Source organism: uncultured Tateyamaria sp., from assembly GCF_947488715.1.
Lineage (GTDB): Bacteria > Pseudomonadota > Alphaproteobacteria > Rhodobacterales > Rhodobacteraceae > Tateyamaria.
In genome coordinates this window covers 46,605-61,506 of the sequence record NZ_CANLAG010000011.1, presented here as the reverse complement: position 1 = coordinate 61,506, position 14,902 = coordinate 46,605, and the positions used below count along the sequence as shown (strand labels likewise).

General features: G+C 58.7%; 13 protein-coding genes and 1 tRNA gene. 7 read left to right on the top strand and 7 right to left on the bottom strand.

Annotation, left to right across the window (positions count from 1 at the left end):
* Positions 1-20: 20 nt before the first annotated feature.
* From tmk to Q0936_RS18940, 3 genes are read right to left on the bottom strand one after another with little or no spacing between them, the layout of a single operon-like run.
* Positions 21-668 carry a dTMP kinase gene (gene tmk / locus Q0936_RS18950; protein ID WP_299297977.1) on the bottom strand — a complete coding sequence of 216 codons (648 nt, stop codon included), beginning with the start codon at positions 666-668 and terminating at the stop codon, positions 21-23.
* Positions 665-1,828 (bottom strand): D-alanyl-D-alanine carboxypeptidase family protein, encoded by a 1,164-nt coding sequence (locus Q0936_RS18945; protein WP_299297979.1) that lies wholly within the window; start codon positions 1,826-1,828, stop codon positions 665-667. Before Q0936_RS18945 ends, tmk begins: the two co-directional genes overlap by 4 nt.
* Before the next feature lie 18 nt (positions 1,829-1,846).
* Complete coding sequence (locus tag Q0936_RS18940; RefSeq protein WP_299146016.1) at positions 1,847-2,743, bottom strand: SPOR domain-containing protein; 897 nt, start codon at positions 2,741-2,743, stop codon at positions 1,847-1,849.
* A 206-nt stretch (positions 2,744-2,949) separates the two neighbouring features.
* On the opposite strand from Q0936_RS18940, the gene Q0936_RS18935 reads away from it, so the two are divergent.
* A tRNA-Ser gene (locus tag Q0936_RS18935) sits at positions 2,950-3,039 on the top strand.
* A gap of 662 nt (positions 3,040-3,701) precedes the next feature.
* On the opposite strand, the gene Q0936_RS18930 is transcribed toward Q0936_RS18935, so the two are convergent.
* On the bottom strand, positions 3,702-7,631 hold the full coding sequence (locus tag Q0936_RS18930) for a calcium-binding protein (RefSeq protein WP_299297983.1): 3,930 nt from the start codon (positions 7,629-7,631) through the stop codon (positions 3,702-3,704).
* Between the two features lie 150 nt (positions 7,632-7,781).
* Here Q0936_RS18930 and Q0936_RS18925 point away from each other — a divergent pair, with 150 nt between their 5' ends.
* From Q0936_RS18925 to Q0936_RS18915, 3 genes are all read left to right on the top strand, one after another.
* The gene (locus Q0936_RS18925) at positions 7,782-8,357 is read left to right on the top strand and encodes a sigma-70 family RNA polymerase sigma factor (RefSeq protein WP_299378353.1); all 576 of its coding nucleotides are present in this window, start codon (positions 7,782-7,784) and stop codon (positions 8,355-8,357) included.
* 63 nt (positions 8,358-8,420) lie between these two features.
* On the top strand, positions 8,421-8,984 hold the full coding sequence (locus Q0936_RS18920) for a hypothetical protein (RefSeq protein ID WP_299297987.1): 564 nt from the start codon (positions 8,421-8,423) through the stop codon (positions 8,982-8,984).
* A complete protein-coding gene (locus tag Q0936_RS18915) occupies positions 8,911-10,104 on the top strand; it encodes a S8 family serine peptidase (protein WP_299297989.1) in 1,194 nt (397 codons plus the stop codon). Before Q0936_RS18920 ends, Q0936_RS18915 begins: the two co-directional genes overlap by 74 nt.
* A gap of 158 nt (positions 10,105-10,262) precedes the next feature.
* Here the strand turns inward: Q0936_RS18915 and Q0936_RS18910 are convergent, their stop codons facing one another.
* From Q0936_RS18910 to Q0936_RS18900, 3 genes are all read right to left on the bottom strand, one after another.
* The gene (locus tag Q0936_RS18910) at positions 10,263-10,433 is read right to left on the bottom strand and encodes a hypothetical protein (RefSeq protein WP_299297991.1); all 171 of its coding nucleotides are present in this window, start codon (positions 10,431-10,433) and stop codon (positions 10,263-10,265) included.
* Between the two features lie 133 nt (positions 10,434-10,566).
* Complete coding sequence (locus tag Q0936_RS18905; protein ID WP_299297993.1) at positions 10,567-10,953, bottom strand: DUF1304 domain-containing protein; 387 nt, start codon at positions 10,951-10,953, stop codon at positions 10,567-10,569.
* 9 nt (positions 10,954-10,962) lie between these two features.
* Entirely contained in the window at positions 10,963-11,655 is a 693-nt protein-coding gene (locus Q0936_RS18900) for a GntR family transcriptional regulator (RefSeq protein ID WP_299145959.1), read from the bottom strand.
* A gap of 329 nt (positions 11,656-11,984) precedes the next feature.
* Here Q0936_RS18900 and Q0936_RS18895 point away from each other — a divergent pair, with 329 nt between their 5' ends.
* The 3 genes from Q0936_RS18895 to Q0936_RS18885 all read left to right on the top strand — a co-directional run bounded on the left by Q0936_RS18895 (position 11,985) and on the right by Q0936_RS18885 (position 14,866).
* Positions 11,985-12,968 carry a TRAP transporter substrate-binding protein gene (locus Q0936_RS18895; protein ID WP_299145958.1) on the top strand — a complete coding sequence of 328 codons (984 nt, stop codon included), beginning with the start codon at positions 11,985-11,987 and terminating at the stop codon, positions 12,966-12,968.
* Positions 12,969-13,064: 96 nt separating this feature from the next.
* Entirely contained in the window at positions 13,065-13,559 is a 495-nt protein-coding gene (locus tag Q0936_RS18890) for a TRAP transporter small permease subunit (protein WP_299297995.1), read from the top strand.
* On the top strand, positions 13,556-14,866 hold the full coding sequence (locus tag Q0936_RS18885) for a TRAP transporter large permease (RefSeq protein ID WP_299297997.1): 1,311 nt from the start codon (positions 13,556-13,558) through the stop codon (positions 14,864-14,866). Before Q0936_RS18890 ends, Q0936_RS18885 begins: the two co-directional genes overlap by 4 nt.
* The last annotated feature ends 36 nt before the right edge of the window (positions 14,867-14,902 follow it).

Genomic DNA, 14,902 nt, shown 5'->3' with positions numbered 1-14,902 from the left:
CCCCGGGCCGCGCCAAACGGCTATTGTGCTTTGTCCAAATGCGCGGAAACGATGCGCCAAATCTGTGCCGCCACGTGGGCGACAGTCGCAGTGCCGTCAACCGTGCGCATACGGTCAGGGTATTGCTTGGCGAGCTCCAGAAAACCCGCGCGCATTTTCTCTTGCAAGTCGGAGCCAAAGTCCTCGAACCGCTCCTCGGTGCCCTTGCGGCTCTTGGCGCGCGCCAGACCCTGTGCAGGATCCATATCGATCAGCAGTGTCAGGTCCGGCTCGCGTCCGATCATCAGGCTATGCAGGGTGTCGACTTTGCCCCGCAAGTCTCCGCGGCTCACGCCCTGATACATGCGCGTGCTGTCCGCGAAACGGTCGCAGATCACGATCTTGCCTTCCGCAAGCGCAGGTTCGATCAACCTCTCCAGATGATCCCGACGCGCGGCAGTAAATAGCAGCAACTCAGTCTCTGCCGACCAGCGGTCCGGATCACCCTTTAGGACAAGTTCACGGATTTCTTCAGCACCTGGGCTGCCGCCCGGCTCGCGGGTCAACAGCACGTCGTGGCCCGCATCTCGCAGCGCGTCGGCCAGCAATTGCGTCTGGGTAGACTTGCCCGACCCGTCGATCCCTTCAAAGCTGATAAAGTGCCCCGGCGCAGCGTCGTCTTGCGTCACGTTTCACCGGGCGTGTCTGGGCCATCATTCAAGCGCTGAATCAGCGACAGGGCTGCGGTCGAAATCTTGGCAAGGAACCCGCCATGGGCCACATCGGTTTCCGCAACCAGCGGGAAGCGTTGTTCCGGCAAACCTTCGGGTTGAATGACCAATTCTGCAAGCGGTGTTCCGGCCGTCACAGGCGCTTGAACTGGACCGGTATAGACGACTTCGGCGGCCACGTCCTTGCCCGCAAGGATTGGCAGCAGAACCGAGATGTCCATTTCAGGCACGAGACCAACCTCGGGTTCCGCACCTTCCCACACGGCTGCGGTGGCAATGCGTTCTCCTTGGGTCACCAGCGTGCGTTGGGCAAACTGGCGGAACGCCCAATTCACGATAGCCTCGGATTCCTGAGCGCGCGCGGCAGCAGAGTCCAGTCCAGAGAGCACAAAAACGACCCTTCGATCGCCTTGTTTCGCTGATCCCGTCAGGCCATATCCCGCCTCTTGGGTATGACCCGTTTTCAGGCCATCCGCCCCAATACCGAGACCCAACAACGGGTTCCGATTGAACCGGTTAGACGACTCGTTCGCATCAAACAGGAACTCTGTTTCCGAGAACATGGGGTAGTATTCAGGGAAGTCCGCCAGCAAGCGTTGCGACAACAGCCCCAGATCCCGCATCGACATCCGGTGACCTGCGGCAGGCCAGCCGTTGGAGTTGGCGAATGTCGAGTTGGTCATGCCCATCTCTTGCGCGCGGCGGGTCATCAGACGCGCAAATCCGGCTTCTGTGCCATCCGGGCTCAGTGCTTCGGCAATCACGGCGCAAGCGTCGTTGCCCGACAACACGATGATACCGCGGATCAGGTCTTCGACGCTGACACGCTCGCCTTGTTTGAGAAAAAGGGTCGAGCCGCCGTAGCTGTTGGCATGGGCCGAAACCGACAGCTCGTCCGTCATCTTGAGTTGCCCGCGTTCCACAGCCTCAAACGCCATATAGAGGGTCATCAGCTTGGACATAGACGCGGGCGGCAGCGGCTCGTCCGCGTTCTTGTTCAGAAGAACGGTACCAGTGGTATGGTCAATCACATACGCGGCGGTTGCCCGCGTTTCGAAGGCGGACAACGGCAACGCCGTCGAGATCAGCAAAGTGGCGGCAGCAAGAGTGCGGATCAAGGTGGGCTCCTATGTGGTTCAGTTGGTGACGGCGTAGGCGTCTGTGAACCCTTCGTCTTTGATCTTGGTCAGCAACTGCGCGCGCTCTGACGTCGACCCTGCTGGGCCAACAACCACGCGCCAGAACGGTTTGCCGCTGCGTTCGAACTTTTTGACGATTGGGATGATGCCCGCACCGCGCATCTGTTTTGCGGTGCGCTCGGCATTGGCTTCGATCGAAAAGATCCCGATCTGGATGAATGGTTTGGACAGACCCGAAGTGGGCGCTCGCGCCGCGGCCGGTGTCGCCTGGGCGGTTGGTTTCGGCGCGATGCCTGTCACAGTTGCTGCGGGGGCAGGGGCGTCAATGGCCGCCGCCGCGCTTTGGATTGGGTCCAGCGGGGTGGCGGTGACGTCTGTCGGTGCGGCAACTGTGTCTGCCTCAACCGGAGCGTCAATTTCAGGCGCCACACTTACCGCTTCTTTGCGCAAGGCCGTCACGTTCAATTGCGCGGGTGCACCGGCCAACATGCCCAATGCCTCGGCCGCGTCCGAACTGATCTGAAGGCGCGGACCGGGAATATCCCGCTCACGGCGGAACAGGGCACCAACCACAAATTTATCGTTTGTTGTGTTGCGGATGATCACCCGTTCGGGGTCGGTGACATCAGGATGTGCCACCCATACGCCGCCCAACGATGGTCGACCGTCCCACAATCCGGCCTCTGTGGCCGAGAACACGTCGGGCGCTTCGACGTCGCGTTCTACGGTCTTTACGGCATCGCCGGATTTTGGGGTGTCTTTGGTGGATGTGTTCGACTTGAACGCGTCCATCGCCACGAATTGTCCGTTTTCGTTGCACCCAGCCAAAAGGCCCAAAGCGAGGACAAGTGTGACGCTGCTACGAAATGTGGAACGAGAATATGTTCTGCTCATGGACCAAGTCCTTGCCTGCTGTTGCCTGTGGGGCCATTTTGGCCGGTGCCTTTGCGACACGTGTTTTTTCCCGCTTTGCCGGGTTTCTCGCGTTAGCATAGCGTGTCGAGGTGGTTCTGAAAAGAGTCCCGTGTCCGGATCGGCAAATTTCCCCATAGATTTGGGTATTTGCCGAATCGCGCGACGATCCGTAAAGCAATCTCACCGGAGGTTTGGCAGAGTGGTCGAATGCGGCGGTCTTGAAAACCGTTGGGCGTGAGAGCGTCCCGTGGGTTCGAATCCCACAGCCTCCGCCACTGTTGCCTGTTTGGGTTTTGTTTTTAAACAATAATACCATACGCTAGTTCCGTGTTCCCGCACTTGTTTCCGCGTTCACACGACGCTTGATCCAGCCGATGCGCATGGCCATGCATTCGGTTTCCCAGTGATCAGACGGGGCTACTCGTCTCGGCTTGCTTATCCATGGCTGTGCGACGTGGTCCGCGGCTCCGAATGGCCAAGGTTTTGGGCGTTGACGATGAACTGGGCAACGCTTGTGCTGTTCTGCGCCGTGTGGCTGGCCAGCATGTGCCTAAAGGCCTATGGGTCGTAAGGGGGCAAACTGGCAACCTCAAAAGCCGTTTAGACGATCTTGCGGACAGATTGCATGGTCTTCCAATGCGCGCGAGTGGACCCCTAGTCTGTGAAGCCATTGTTTGACCGCGTTGGTAGCGCCGTGGTGGGAAAGAGCGGACTTTGCCTGGAAAAATCCTTATCAACCGCGGCAGGCTGGAAGCGAAAGATCAGGGGTGGGGCATTAACCCGCCTCTTTTTGTGCAGCCCGTCGAGCCTTACCGTGAAAGGTCGTCTGTCGTCAGAGGACACGCTTCTTGGCTTCCATGTTAGTTCGACTGTGCCGATTTCTGACATCGCAGGCCACACTGATGGTGTGACCTACGATGCCTTGTTCCAGCAGGGCTTAGAACAGGAAGTCGTCAGCCGTCAGATCGGCAAGGTTGGTGTTTAATAGAGTCATGGAATTGCCCGCCAGATCATCCACGACAACGTTTGAGCCGTCCTGGAACAGGTGTCCGTTGCTTGTCAGATCGTTGAAATCAACAATCTCCGAGACGGCACGCAGGTCGACAACCTCGTTTGCAAGGTTCGTCTGGAAGTCCATGACAACATCTTGGCCTTCCGAGAAGATGAAAATGTCGCTGCCACCAGCGCCGGTCATGACGTCGTCGCCCGCACCTCCATCCATCCGGTCGCGACCGCTTCCGCCCTGCAGAACATCGTTCCCTTCTTCACCGTCAAGACGGTTCCGACCGCCGCCACCAGCGTCAAGGGTGTCGTTCCCTGTGCCGCCGGACAGGGTATCGCTGCCTTCGTTGCCGGTCACGAGGTCATTGCCGGAAGAGCCGAACAGGACATCGTCCCCTTCGTCCCCTCTGATCCGGTCATTGCCAGAGCCGCCACTGATGACATCGTCACCGGCTTCGCCCGCTACGGTGTCATTGCCGGAATTGCCCTGGATCAGGTCGTCATCCTCGCCGCCGAGAACCGTGTCGCTGCCTGCACCACCGCGCAACGTGTCGCCGCCGGTACCGCCTCTCAGCAAGTCCGCGCCGTCTCCGCCCTCGAGTGAGTCGCTGCCGGCACCGCCTCTGAGGTCGTCGTCGCCAATGCCGCCTTGGATCGTGTCGTCACCTTCGCCACCGGACAGGGTGTCTTGGCCATCATCCCCGCGCAATACGTCATTGCCATCATTGCCAAGGACGAGGTCATCGTCAGACCCGCCCACAACAAGGTCATCGCCTTCACCACCCAACAAGGTGTCATTGCCGGCGCCCCCTGCGATCTGGTCACGGCCTGTGCCGCCCTCAATCAAATCGTTTCCGGCACCTGCGTCGACCTCGAGGGCAACCTCGGCATTTTGGGCGTTGATCACATCATCGCCGCCTTGCGCATCGATGTCGATTGTTTCGACGTTGGTCATCTCGATAGAGAAAGTGCCGAAATTTGTGCGCTCCAACACGGTCACGCCGTCTTCGGTCGACACCGTGAGCACGTCGCTTGTGCTGTCGGTCAGCGAAACGAACTGGGTGTCCACCCCTTCGCCGCCATCCACCGTGTCCGACCCGTCGCCGTTCAGCCAGAAACTTTCATCGTTGCCAGCGCCCAGGTCGATTACATCATCCCCTGCAGTCCCGGTGACCTGATCATTGCCGGTGCCGCCGAGGATGGTGTCCGCGCCATCGCCGCCGATGAGCACGTCGTTGCCATCGCCACCTTCGATCTGATCGTTACCGTCGCCGCCGAGGAGGAGGTCGTTGTCTGCGCCGCCCTCCAACGTGTCGTCGCCAGCACCGCCAGAGAGTGTGTCGTTCCCGGCATCGCCGGTAAGACTGTCATCCCCGGTGTTGCCCGCCAGATCATCGTTCCCTTCGCCGCCTTCGAGTGTGTCATCACCGTCGCGCCCGCGGATGGTGTCATTCCCATCGCGGCCGCGCAGTATGTTGTCCTGTGCGTCGCCGGCGATGGTGTCGTCAAAGTTGGACCCGGCCACGTTTTCGATATTGAGCAGCACGTCACCCTCGGCATGGCCGCCAGACTGCGTGGCCGCGGCCAGGTTTACCTGCACCGCTGCATTTGAACTCACATAGTCTGCAAAGTCGTCCCCCGCGCCACCATCAACGGTGTCCGCGCCCAGGCCGCTGCGGAAAACGGTGTCCTCGCTGTTGCCGATGAAGAGGTCGTTGAAGGCAGACCCCTCGATCACCTCAACCTCAAAGAAGGTGTCGCCATCCGCGTCGCCCGATCCGGCGTTGGGATTGTTCATATTCACGACGACCGCTGCGCCCGCGCCGCCATAGCTGGCGCGGTCAAAACCCGCGCCGCCAACCATCACGTCCGCGCCTGCGCCGCCAATGAGCGCATCATTCCCTGCGCCGCCCAGTAGGACGTCATTCCCGCTACCGCCGCTGAGCTGATCATTGTCGTCCCCGCCATCGAGCACGTCATTGCCATTGTCACCAAACAAAGCGTCGATGCCGACACCTCCCGAAAGCTGATCTTCGTTATTGCCTCCGCGCAGCGTGTCATTGCCGTTGCCGCCGCGGATCAGGTCGTTGCCACCTTCGCCGCGGATACTGTCATTGCCGTCTTCGCCGAAGAACTGGTTGCCGCGCCCGTCACCCAGCAACGTGTCACCAAAGGCCGAACCGATCGCGCCATCAATCGCGGTGAGCGTGTCACCCTCAGCATGGCCACCCGTGCCGGTGTCGTCTTGAAGATTGACAGTGACAGCCGCGTTTGAGCCCACATAGGAGGCAATGTCTTCGCCGCTGCCGCCATCCATGTCATCGGCACCTGCACCGCCGATCAACAGGTCGTCGCCATTGCCGCCAAAAAGCTCATCATCGCCCGTGCCGCCATTCAGCGTGTCGCGGCCGTCGTCGCCCTCGATCCGATCATCACCGCCGCGCCCTTCGAGACTGTCATTGCCGGAGCCTGCGTCAAAGAGATCATCCCCGGAGGAGCCAATCATGACATCGGCGTCACTTTCGCCGCGCACACGGATGATGTCGTCGCCGTCAAACCCGGTCAGGGTGACCCCGGACAGATCCACATCGACGCCGTTCACGACCTCAATGAAGATGTCGACATTGCCGGAATTGCTGAAAATCGCGATCTCGTTCAGCCCGCCCGCAATCAGGTCGGCCAACTGATCAGAGTTGATGTCAAAGCCTTGTCTGCCGCTGGTGGTGTCATTGATGACGATGCGTTCGAAATTCAACAGCGTGTCGTCGCGAAGATCCTGAAACTCGCGAAGCTCGAGCGTGTCGCGCCCGTCGCCGCCGTCCAGAAACAGGTTGCCGCGGTTCTCGGTAAGGCGGAGGCGGTCATCGAAGTCTGATCCGATGAACCCGTCGATGCCGGAATAGGTATCGCCTTGCGCATCGCCGCCCACGCCCGTGCCTTCGTTCAGGGTGACCTGCACCCGTTCAGAAGAGGCTGAATAGTCCACGATATCCTGCCCGCTACCGCCGTTCAGTTCGTCGGCACCGGCGCCGCCGATCAGAACGTCATTGTTGTTGCCCGCATTGATTGTGTCATCACCTTCGCCGCCATAAATGGTGTCATTGCCGTTGCGGCCCTCGATCTCATCGTTCTGGGTCGATCCGATAATGTTGTCGGCGTCATCTTCACCATCGATACGAATTGTGTCGTTGACGTCAAAACCGGTGAAGTTGATGCCGGACAGGTCGGCGTTTACGCCATTCACCATGTCGAAAAAGAGATCCACATCGCCGACGAAGCTGCGCACATTGATTTCTTGCAGATCAGCGAGCTGATTTGACCGGATGTCAAAGCCGACGCGCCCGGAGGTTTGATCGTTGATCACAATGCGCTCAAAATTCAGCAGGGTATCGTTCCGCAAATCCTGGAACTCCTGCAGGAACAGGGAGTCGAAACCATCGCCGCCGTCGAAGAACAGGTTGCTGCGGTTGCTGTTTACATCCAGCCGGTCGTTGAAGTCCGAACCAATAAAGCCGTCAACATCTCGCATCGTGTCGCCTTCGGCATGTCCGCCGGAACCAACGCCAAAGTTTAGACCAACCTGAACACCAGCGTCCGAGCCCGCGTAGCTGGCGACATCATCACCGCCGTCGCCGTCGAGGATATCGGCGCCCGCACCACCCTCCAGCGTGTCAGCGCCGTCCCCGCCCCGGAGACTGTCGTCGCCGTCCCCGCCAAAAAGCTGATCATTGCCATTGAGGCCAAAGATGGTGTCGTTGCCGCCAAGCCCATTTACCGTATCATTACCGCCCTCGGCGCGGATCTCGTCTGCGCCGTTTGTGCCATTGATGAGTTCCGAAGTGTTGTCGCCGTTAATGTTTGCCATCTATCTATTCCCTGTCGCTTGGGGCCCATTTGAGCGTTTCATGTGGCTAGGTCGTGGGGGGCGCGCACTCGGTTCAAAATTTTTTTGACGTAGGGGAAGCGATAGTTCGCCGATGCTGCTTGAAATGGTCTTTCTGGTGTGGTGCATCACATGAGGATGAGTGAGCAGCAGACATATTTTAGCCCTGATCGGGACGGTGTGGACCTTGTCGCGCGGGTGGCGCAAGGCGACAAGTCAGCGATGAAGCAACTGTATCAAGACCACGCCGATGCGGTCGCGCGTTTTGTCAGGCCTCGCATCAGAGATGCGGCCGAGGCAGATGACATCGTGCACGATACGATGCTCAGTGTCTGGCGGGGCGCTGCTGGCTTTCAGGGTCGCTCAAGCGTCCGGTCATGGATTCTGACATTGGCGCGGAACAAGACTGTCGATCACATCCGCAAACAGGCACGCGTCACGCTGGGCGAGGCGGACGAAGCCCTTCCGGACGATGCTCCGAATGCAGAAGAAGTTCTGGGCGCATCGCAGGATGCCGCACGCCTGAAAGCTTGTATTGATCAGCTGCCTGAGCGTCAGAGAACCGCCCTTCACCTGGTGTTCTACGAGGAGATGACGTGCGCCCAGGCGGCCAGCGTTGAGGCCACATCCGACGGCACGGTCAAAAGTCGCATCTATCATGCGAAACAGCTGTTGATGCGATGTTTGTCGCGCAGGGGGGCAAAATGATTTTGAACCAATCTGCGGCTCGCCCGTCCAATAAGCACGATGTAATTCGGTTGTGAGGTAGCCATGACACGGCCAGATGGACAAGACGAAGATCAATTGCTGGCATATCTGCGCGGCCAGACCGACGAAGATTCAATGAAGCGGATCGACGCCCAAGCGGACACCGATCCGGTCTTTCGCGCAGAGTTGGCGCTGATGCGGGGGCTGAAATGCGCGCTCGCAGAAGAGGATGGCGCAGCGCCAGATGGTTGGGACCGGCTGAGCGCGGAAATCGAACGCACCCGGCCAGCCAATTCGACAGAACGCCCTCTATGGCGCATCGCAGCTCTGTTTTTGGGCGCCGCGATCTTGCTTCAAAGTGCCTTTCTCGTTTCGACAAGCCGCGATGAACCCCTGTTCCGAACGGTCAGCGAAGAACCGGCCTTGCCATCTCTCGCCATTGCGTTCCGAACTGACGCTACGTTGGCCGAGGTTGAGGCACTGCTTGGCACAGCCGGCGCACGGATTGTGGACGGGCCGAGCGCACTGGGCTTGTATTGGGTCGCTTTCGAAAATGATGCCGCAAGGCAAAGTGGCCAAATTACCCTGGAAGCATCATCGCTTGTGTCATTGGTTGCGGAGGACTGACGTGGTTCGTTTGTTGCTTTTCTTCTGCGTTTTCATCGCTGCTTGCACACCCGCACAATCCCCATTCCTGACCACGCCGGATGGTCGACGCGCGGCAGTAGAGAGCCTGGATGAGCTGATCGTTCTGACAGCCGAGCCTCCGCAGCGCTTGGTCGCTGCGGCTGAAGCGCTCGGATATGTCGTGCGCGCTCAGCATCCGCTGCCTGAATTGAACGATACGTTGGTTGTGTTTGACATCCCCGATGGCACAACGATCCCAGAAGCCATTGCCGAGATTGAGGCAGCGGTACCTGGTGTGGCAGCGGGCGCGAACCACCTTTACTTCCTTCAAAACACAACAGGCGCAGGCTTGGAATATGCAGGCCCGATGATCGGCTGGCCGTCGTCGGGCTGCACGGCCCAAGCTATCGTGGGCATGATAGATGGCGGTGTTCCCAAAAGCGATACTGCGCTGGCGTCAGGCCGGATCATCCAGCAGGATTTTGGCGGCGGTGCCAACACGTCTGGGACAGAACACGGAGCGCGTGTCGCTGCGTTGTTGGTTGGGCCAGGCCGGTTGGCAGGTCGCCCGCTTTATAGCGCCAACGTTGTTGCCGACGGTGAGGCAGCTGGGGTTGTTCCAATTCTGCGCGGGCTGGACTGGTTGGCCGCAAATGACGTGAGGGTGGTCAACATCAGTATGGCCGGCCCCCGCAACAAGTTGATGGATAGGGCACTGGAACAGGCATCGAGAAATGGAATGGTTCTGGTTGCAGCGGTTGGCAATGACGGTCCGAACGCACCGCCACTGTACCCGGCAGCGTTTCCTTTTGTGATTGGCGTCACTGCGGTAGACCGAGATGGCGCTGTGTTCCGCAAGGCAGGGCGCGGCGTTCACGTCGACGTGGCAGCCCCCGGCGTCGATGTTCTCATACGTGACGGTAAAAGCCTTCGGATCTTGAGCGGCACATCTATGGCCGCCCCTTTTGTAACAGCGGCGATCGCGGCAGATCAAACTCTGACACGGCAATCGATCAACGAGATCCGCAGGTCTCTGACTGCGGCAGCGGCAGATCTGGGGACAAGAGGGCACGATACGATTTTCGGTGCGGGACTTTTGCAGGTGCAAGGGTGCGGATAAGCGACCGGGATCAAAACGATGTTTGCTGTGCCTCCTGAAAACGCCCTCGGTTACGAATAGATATTTCGTCTCCGCCACCTCTGCTCTTTAGGTTGGTATTTTTGCCGTAGTGTTTGGTCTTTCGCGTGCGTAAGTCCCACAGTTCCTTGTGGATCAGCTCACTGCTGGTTCACTCCATCTGGCCCGGTGACCAGCCGCCTTTGCTCTTCGCGATCTATAGGCCCATCGTGGCGCACAGCCATCGTCACGTCCTCATGCCCAAGATACTGCGACGCCGTCATCCATGCGGCGATGGATGTGCAGGTCTTCGCCGCGTGACGTGCGAGCATGTGTCGATTTGCTTGCCCAGCCTCCGCCAATTGTCCCTCGCGCACTTGTCGTAGGCGTTACGCCAACCGTTTGACAGGCTTGGCACTTAAAGCGCAAAAACTGTGGAGTTGTCGGACTTGAGCAGAGCGAAAACTACTCTGATCGTCGGGCCAAAAGTCTCTCCAGCGCCGCAACAATGATCGCCACACTTGACGGCAGGATTTGAAACATGCCGGGGCGCAACGAGACCGTCAGGGCTGCGGCAATGCCCGCCACCAACACAAAGCTGAGAAAGCAGATGGCCACGCGCCGTTGCCAGACACGGTCTCGGATGAACAGCGCCCATATCAGGCCAGCCGCCAGAAAGGCGTTGTAGACCCCTTGGTTCGCGGCCAGTTCGGTGGTCTGAGCGAACAATTCCGCGGGCAGCGTGTCAAAAACAACCGGCCCACGGCTTGTCCACGCAAAAATCTCGAACCACGCAACGTAGATGTGCAGGACGGCAATCAGAGCGACCAAGGTCAGAAAGAGCGGTCTCACAACCAAAACCTATTCATCAAAGTACCCTTTGTGCGTGGTGTAGATCGCATCAATTGTGGGGGTCAAACGATCCAGATGCACCCTCAGGACGTCGTCGGCGGCCTTTGCATCGCCGCCGAACATGGCCTTCAAAAGCGTCTGGTGGTCCTCGTAGAGCGCTTCCATCGCCTCTTTGCTGGTCAAGGATAGCATGCACAGCCGGTCCACCTGGGCCTTGTTCTCAGCGATGATCGCGAATGCAAACGTCTGCTTGCCCGACGCGCATAGCAGTTGGTGAAACTGATAGTCCAGTTCGTGAAACAGCGTGACATCGCCCGCCGACACGGCATCGGCTTGCTGTTTGAGGTTCGCCTTGAGCGGCGCGTCAATGGATGTATCGCGGTCCTTGGCGGCGGCGCGTACGACTTCCAATTCGATCGCCGCGCGTACAAAGCGGGCGCTGGCAATCAGCTTGCGTGAAAATGGTCGGACGATGGTGGCGCGCTGGGGCCGTATCAAGAGCAAGTTGAGGCCGGCCAGTCGCGTGAACGCTTCTCGCACGGGCTGCCGCGATACACCAAACGATTTTGCCACGTCAGTTTCGGAAATCTTGGTGCCGGGCAAAAGCTCCAAACGAGTAATTTGTTCGAACAAAGTGTCGAACACAACGCCGCTGCTTGTTGTGCGTTCAAGTGTTCCCAATGCGACCATCGTCTGCTTCATCCGCCTCCATTTTTGGGGACTGTGCCAGAAATTTGCGCAGAATAACAGGGATCTTTTGTATACTAGGTAACATGTTACGGCAGTGAGGCTGTCACCAAAATTTGCGAAAAAATGAGACTTTTGCAAAAATGGTTGACTAGTATACAAGATTTGAGCTTACATACTCCTATGACCGAAAGCTCCAGCTTTGGACGGCTGACCGCCTGCATCTGATCCCGCTTTGAGGGAGTGCAGCCGGGCCTGTCGTGTGAGAGTGCATTTCGGACGTAATGCTCGGCCTGGGAGGGCCGAAGGAACAACAAGACTTGAACCTGATCTGGGAGGATAGAATGTTCAATTTTTCTCTGAAAGCGACGGCCGTTGCGGCAGTATTTCTGAGCGGCGCGGCAATCGCGCAGGCGGACGTGACCTTGCGCGGTGCGAGCATGTTCGATGAGGAGCACTCGTTTACAAAAACGCTGCGCGAGTTCGAACGGCTGGTCGCTGACAACTACGACGGCGCGGTGGACTTTGATCTCCGCCTGAATGGCGAGCTGGGCGTCGAAAGTGACTATGTGACGTACCTGAACCAGGGTGTTGCGGTCGATTATACAATTCTCGCACCGTCGAACATGGCTGTGTTCTCAGCGTCCATTCCGTTGATGGACATGCCGTTCCTGTTCCGCGATCTGGAACACTGGGACGCGGTCCTGGCATCTGACGCTTTTGCCCCGCTCGAGGCTGAGTTGCGTGAAAAGGCGGGGATTGTCATCGTTGGTTACCACGGTGGTGGTGTGCGCAACCTGGCCTCAGCCGAGCCGATCACCAACATGGAGGAACTTGCAGACCACCGCATGCGGGTGATGGGTGCGCCGATCCAGGCACAGACCTTTGATGCCGTCGGCGCGGCACCTTCGGCGATTGCCTACAACGAAGTCTACAACGCCATTCAGACCGGTGTGATTGCGGGTTTTGAAAACGAGGCGGCGTCCATTCAGAACCTCAAGTTCTACGAAGTGGCACCACATATTTCGTTGACACAGCACACGATCACGGTGCGCCCAATCGTGATGTCCGCCAAGATCTTTGATGGTCTGGATGCAGGCCTGCAAGAGGCCATCATGGCAGCAGGTGCTGAGGCCGGTGCCTTTGGCCGGGCGCTGGAAAGCGGTGCAGATGGTGAGATCCTGAAAGAGATGGCCGACGCCGGTCAAATCGTGATCCACGAGTTCGACGGTCGTCAGCAAATGCTCGAGCTGGTGCAGCCCGTTCAGGACGCCTATGCCGAAGAGCTTGGCGCCACCGAGCTTTTGAACAACGTGCGCGGCATGTAATCTCCCAAGTTGACGAGCGGGGCGGCTCCCAAACCGCTCGTCGACGCATTTTCGGGTGCCGATATTGCTGGCACCCCTGCACGACGTAGGGCAATCATGCTTGGACGACTACTCGAACGGCTTTGTGCCGGCTTGCGCCTTCTGCTCGGTGTGTTGATGGGGGCATTGGCCATACCTGTCGCCATGCAGGTCTTGTCGCGCTACACGGGCTTGATCCCATCCTATCTCTGGACCGAAGAGCTGGCGACGTTTCTGTTTGTCTGGATCGTCATGATCGGGTCCATCGTTGCGGTCTGGGACGGCACCCATTTCGATGTGCGCATCACCCGCGATGCCACAAGCCCAATTGGGCAATTGATCCAGACCGGCATTGTCCACCTCGCGATCATGGTGTTTGGCGCACTGTTTCTGGTCTACGGCATCGAATATACCGAATTCGGTGGCAACCAGCGTTCCGTGATGATGCGCGCCAACCTGGCGATCACACATGTGTCTGTCCCGATTGCCGGTGGGTTCTGGCTTGTTCTGTCGGGATACCGCTTGTTTGAAACCATTGCGCAGTTCCGCGCGCGCGCAGGTGCAGCGTCATGATACTTGATACCGCCACCGCCGCGTCGATGCTGATTGCGGGTTTCCTGATCCTGATCTTTATCCGTATTCCCGTGGCATTTGCCCTGGGCCTGGCGACCATTCCGGTCGTTTTGCTGGAACTGCGGCTAACCCCTTTCATCGTTCTGGACCGGATGTTCCAGTCCTACAATTCCTTTATCCTGCTGGCGGTCCCGTTCTTTTTGCTGGCGGCAAACCTGATGAACTCAGGCAAAGTCACGGACCGCCTGATCGAACTGGCGCGGGTGCTGACGGGCTGGATGCCGGGGGGGCTCGGGCATGTGAACGTGGCTGTCTCTATGCTGTTTGCCGGTATCTCTGGGTCGTCCACCGCGGATGCCGCGGGCATCGGAAAAATCCTGATCCCCGCGATGCAGAAAGAAGGCTACGACACCCGCTTTGCCGTCGCTATCACAGCCTGTTCTTCGGTGATGGGGGTGATCATTCCGCCCTCGATCCTGATGATCGTGTGGGGCGGTGTCATGCAAGTGTCAGTGGGCGCGCTGTTTCTCGGGGGCGCGATCCCCGGCCTGATGATCGGTCTGGCGCTGATGACGACGGTCTATGTCTTTGCAAAGGTCCGCAACTATCCCGTGACGGCGTCGCCCAATTGGGGAGAATTCTGGGCCGCCTGGAAAGGCGCCGCGTTGGCACTGTTGACGCCGGTTTTTGTCATTGGCGGTATCGTGGGCGGCCTTGTGACACCAACCGAAAGTGCCATCATCGCCGCGGTCTATGCACTCATCCTCGGTATGTTTGTCTACCGCACAGTCACGGTCAAAGATTTCGGCGGCATCCTCTATGATACTGCCCGCTTTGCAGCCATCTCGCTCTTTGCCATTGGCACGGCTTCGGCCTTTGGCTGGTTGCTTTCGTTTTACAACGCGCCTCGTTTGATTGTCAGCGTGCTGACCGCTTGGGAATTCGGGCCGTTCGGAACTGCCTTGTTGATTGCGCTTCTCTTTTTGCTGTTCGGCCTGTTTATCGACGCGATCCCGACCATCATCATCCTAGGCACGGTCCTTATGCCCGTTGCACAGGCCGGTGGCGTGGACCCGATTGCCTTTGCGATCATTGGCATCGTGTCGCTTGCGTTTGGGTTGGTGACGCCGCCTTACGGGCTCTGTCTGTTGATATCGGCGGCCATCGGCGGATTGAACGTGGTGCAGGTGCTGCGCGAGGTGGTGTTTATCCTTGCGCCGATGCTGATCATCCTCATTTTGCTGGCTGCATTTCCCGAGATTGTGCTGTGGTTGCCCAAGACGGTCATGCCGGGCGCATTCAGATAACCGCACCTTGTGCACATACGTCTGCGCGTCGTGGGA

What these genes read in the sequence shown, in the direction of transcription:
- Q0936_RS18910 (WP_299297991.1), bottom strand. Translation starts at nt 10,433, where the DNA reads ATGCTCGCACGTCACGCGGCGAAGACCTGCACATCCATCGCCGCATGG.
- Q0936_RS18930 (WP_299297983.1), bottom strand. Translation starts at nt 7,631, where the DNA reads ATGGCAAACATTAACGGCGACAACACTTCGGAACTCATCAATGGCACA.
- Q0936_RS18925 (WP_299378353.1), top strand. Translation starts at nt 7,782, where the DNA reads ATGAGGATGAGTGAGCAGCAGACATATTTTAGCCCTGATCGGGACGGT.
- Q0936_RS18885 (WP_299297997.1), top strand. Translation starts at nt 13,556, where the DNA reads ATGATACTTGATACCGCCACCGCCGCGTCGATGCTGATTGCGGGTTTC.
- Q0936_RS18895 (WP_299145958.1), top strand. Translation starts at nt 11,985, where the DNA reads ATGTTCAATTTTTCTCTGAAAGCGACGGCCGTTGCGGCAGTATTTCTG.
- Q0936_RS18940 (WP_299146016.1), bottom strand. Translation starts at nt 2,743, where the DNA reads ATGAGCAGAACATATTCTCGTTCCACATTTCGTAGCAGCGTCACACTT.
- Q0936_RS18920 (WP_299297987.1), top strand. Translation starts at nt 8,421, where the DNA reads ATGACACGGCCAGATGGACAAGACGAAGATCAATTGCTGGCATATCTG.
- Q0936_RS18915 (WP_299297989.1), top strand. Translation starts at nt 8,911, where the DNA reads ATGATGCCGCAAGGCAAAGTGGCCAAATTACCCTGGAAGCATCATCGC.
- Q0936_RS18900 (WP_299145959.1), bottom strand. Translation starts at nt 11,655, where the DNA reads ATGAAGCAGACGATGGTCGCATTGGGAACACTTGAACGCACAACAAGC.
- Q0936_RS18890 (WP_299297995.1), top strand. Translation starts at nt 13,065, where the DNA reads ATGCTTGGACGACTACTCGAACGGCTTTGTGCCGGCTTGCGCCTTCTG.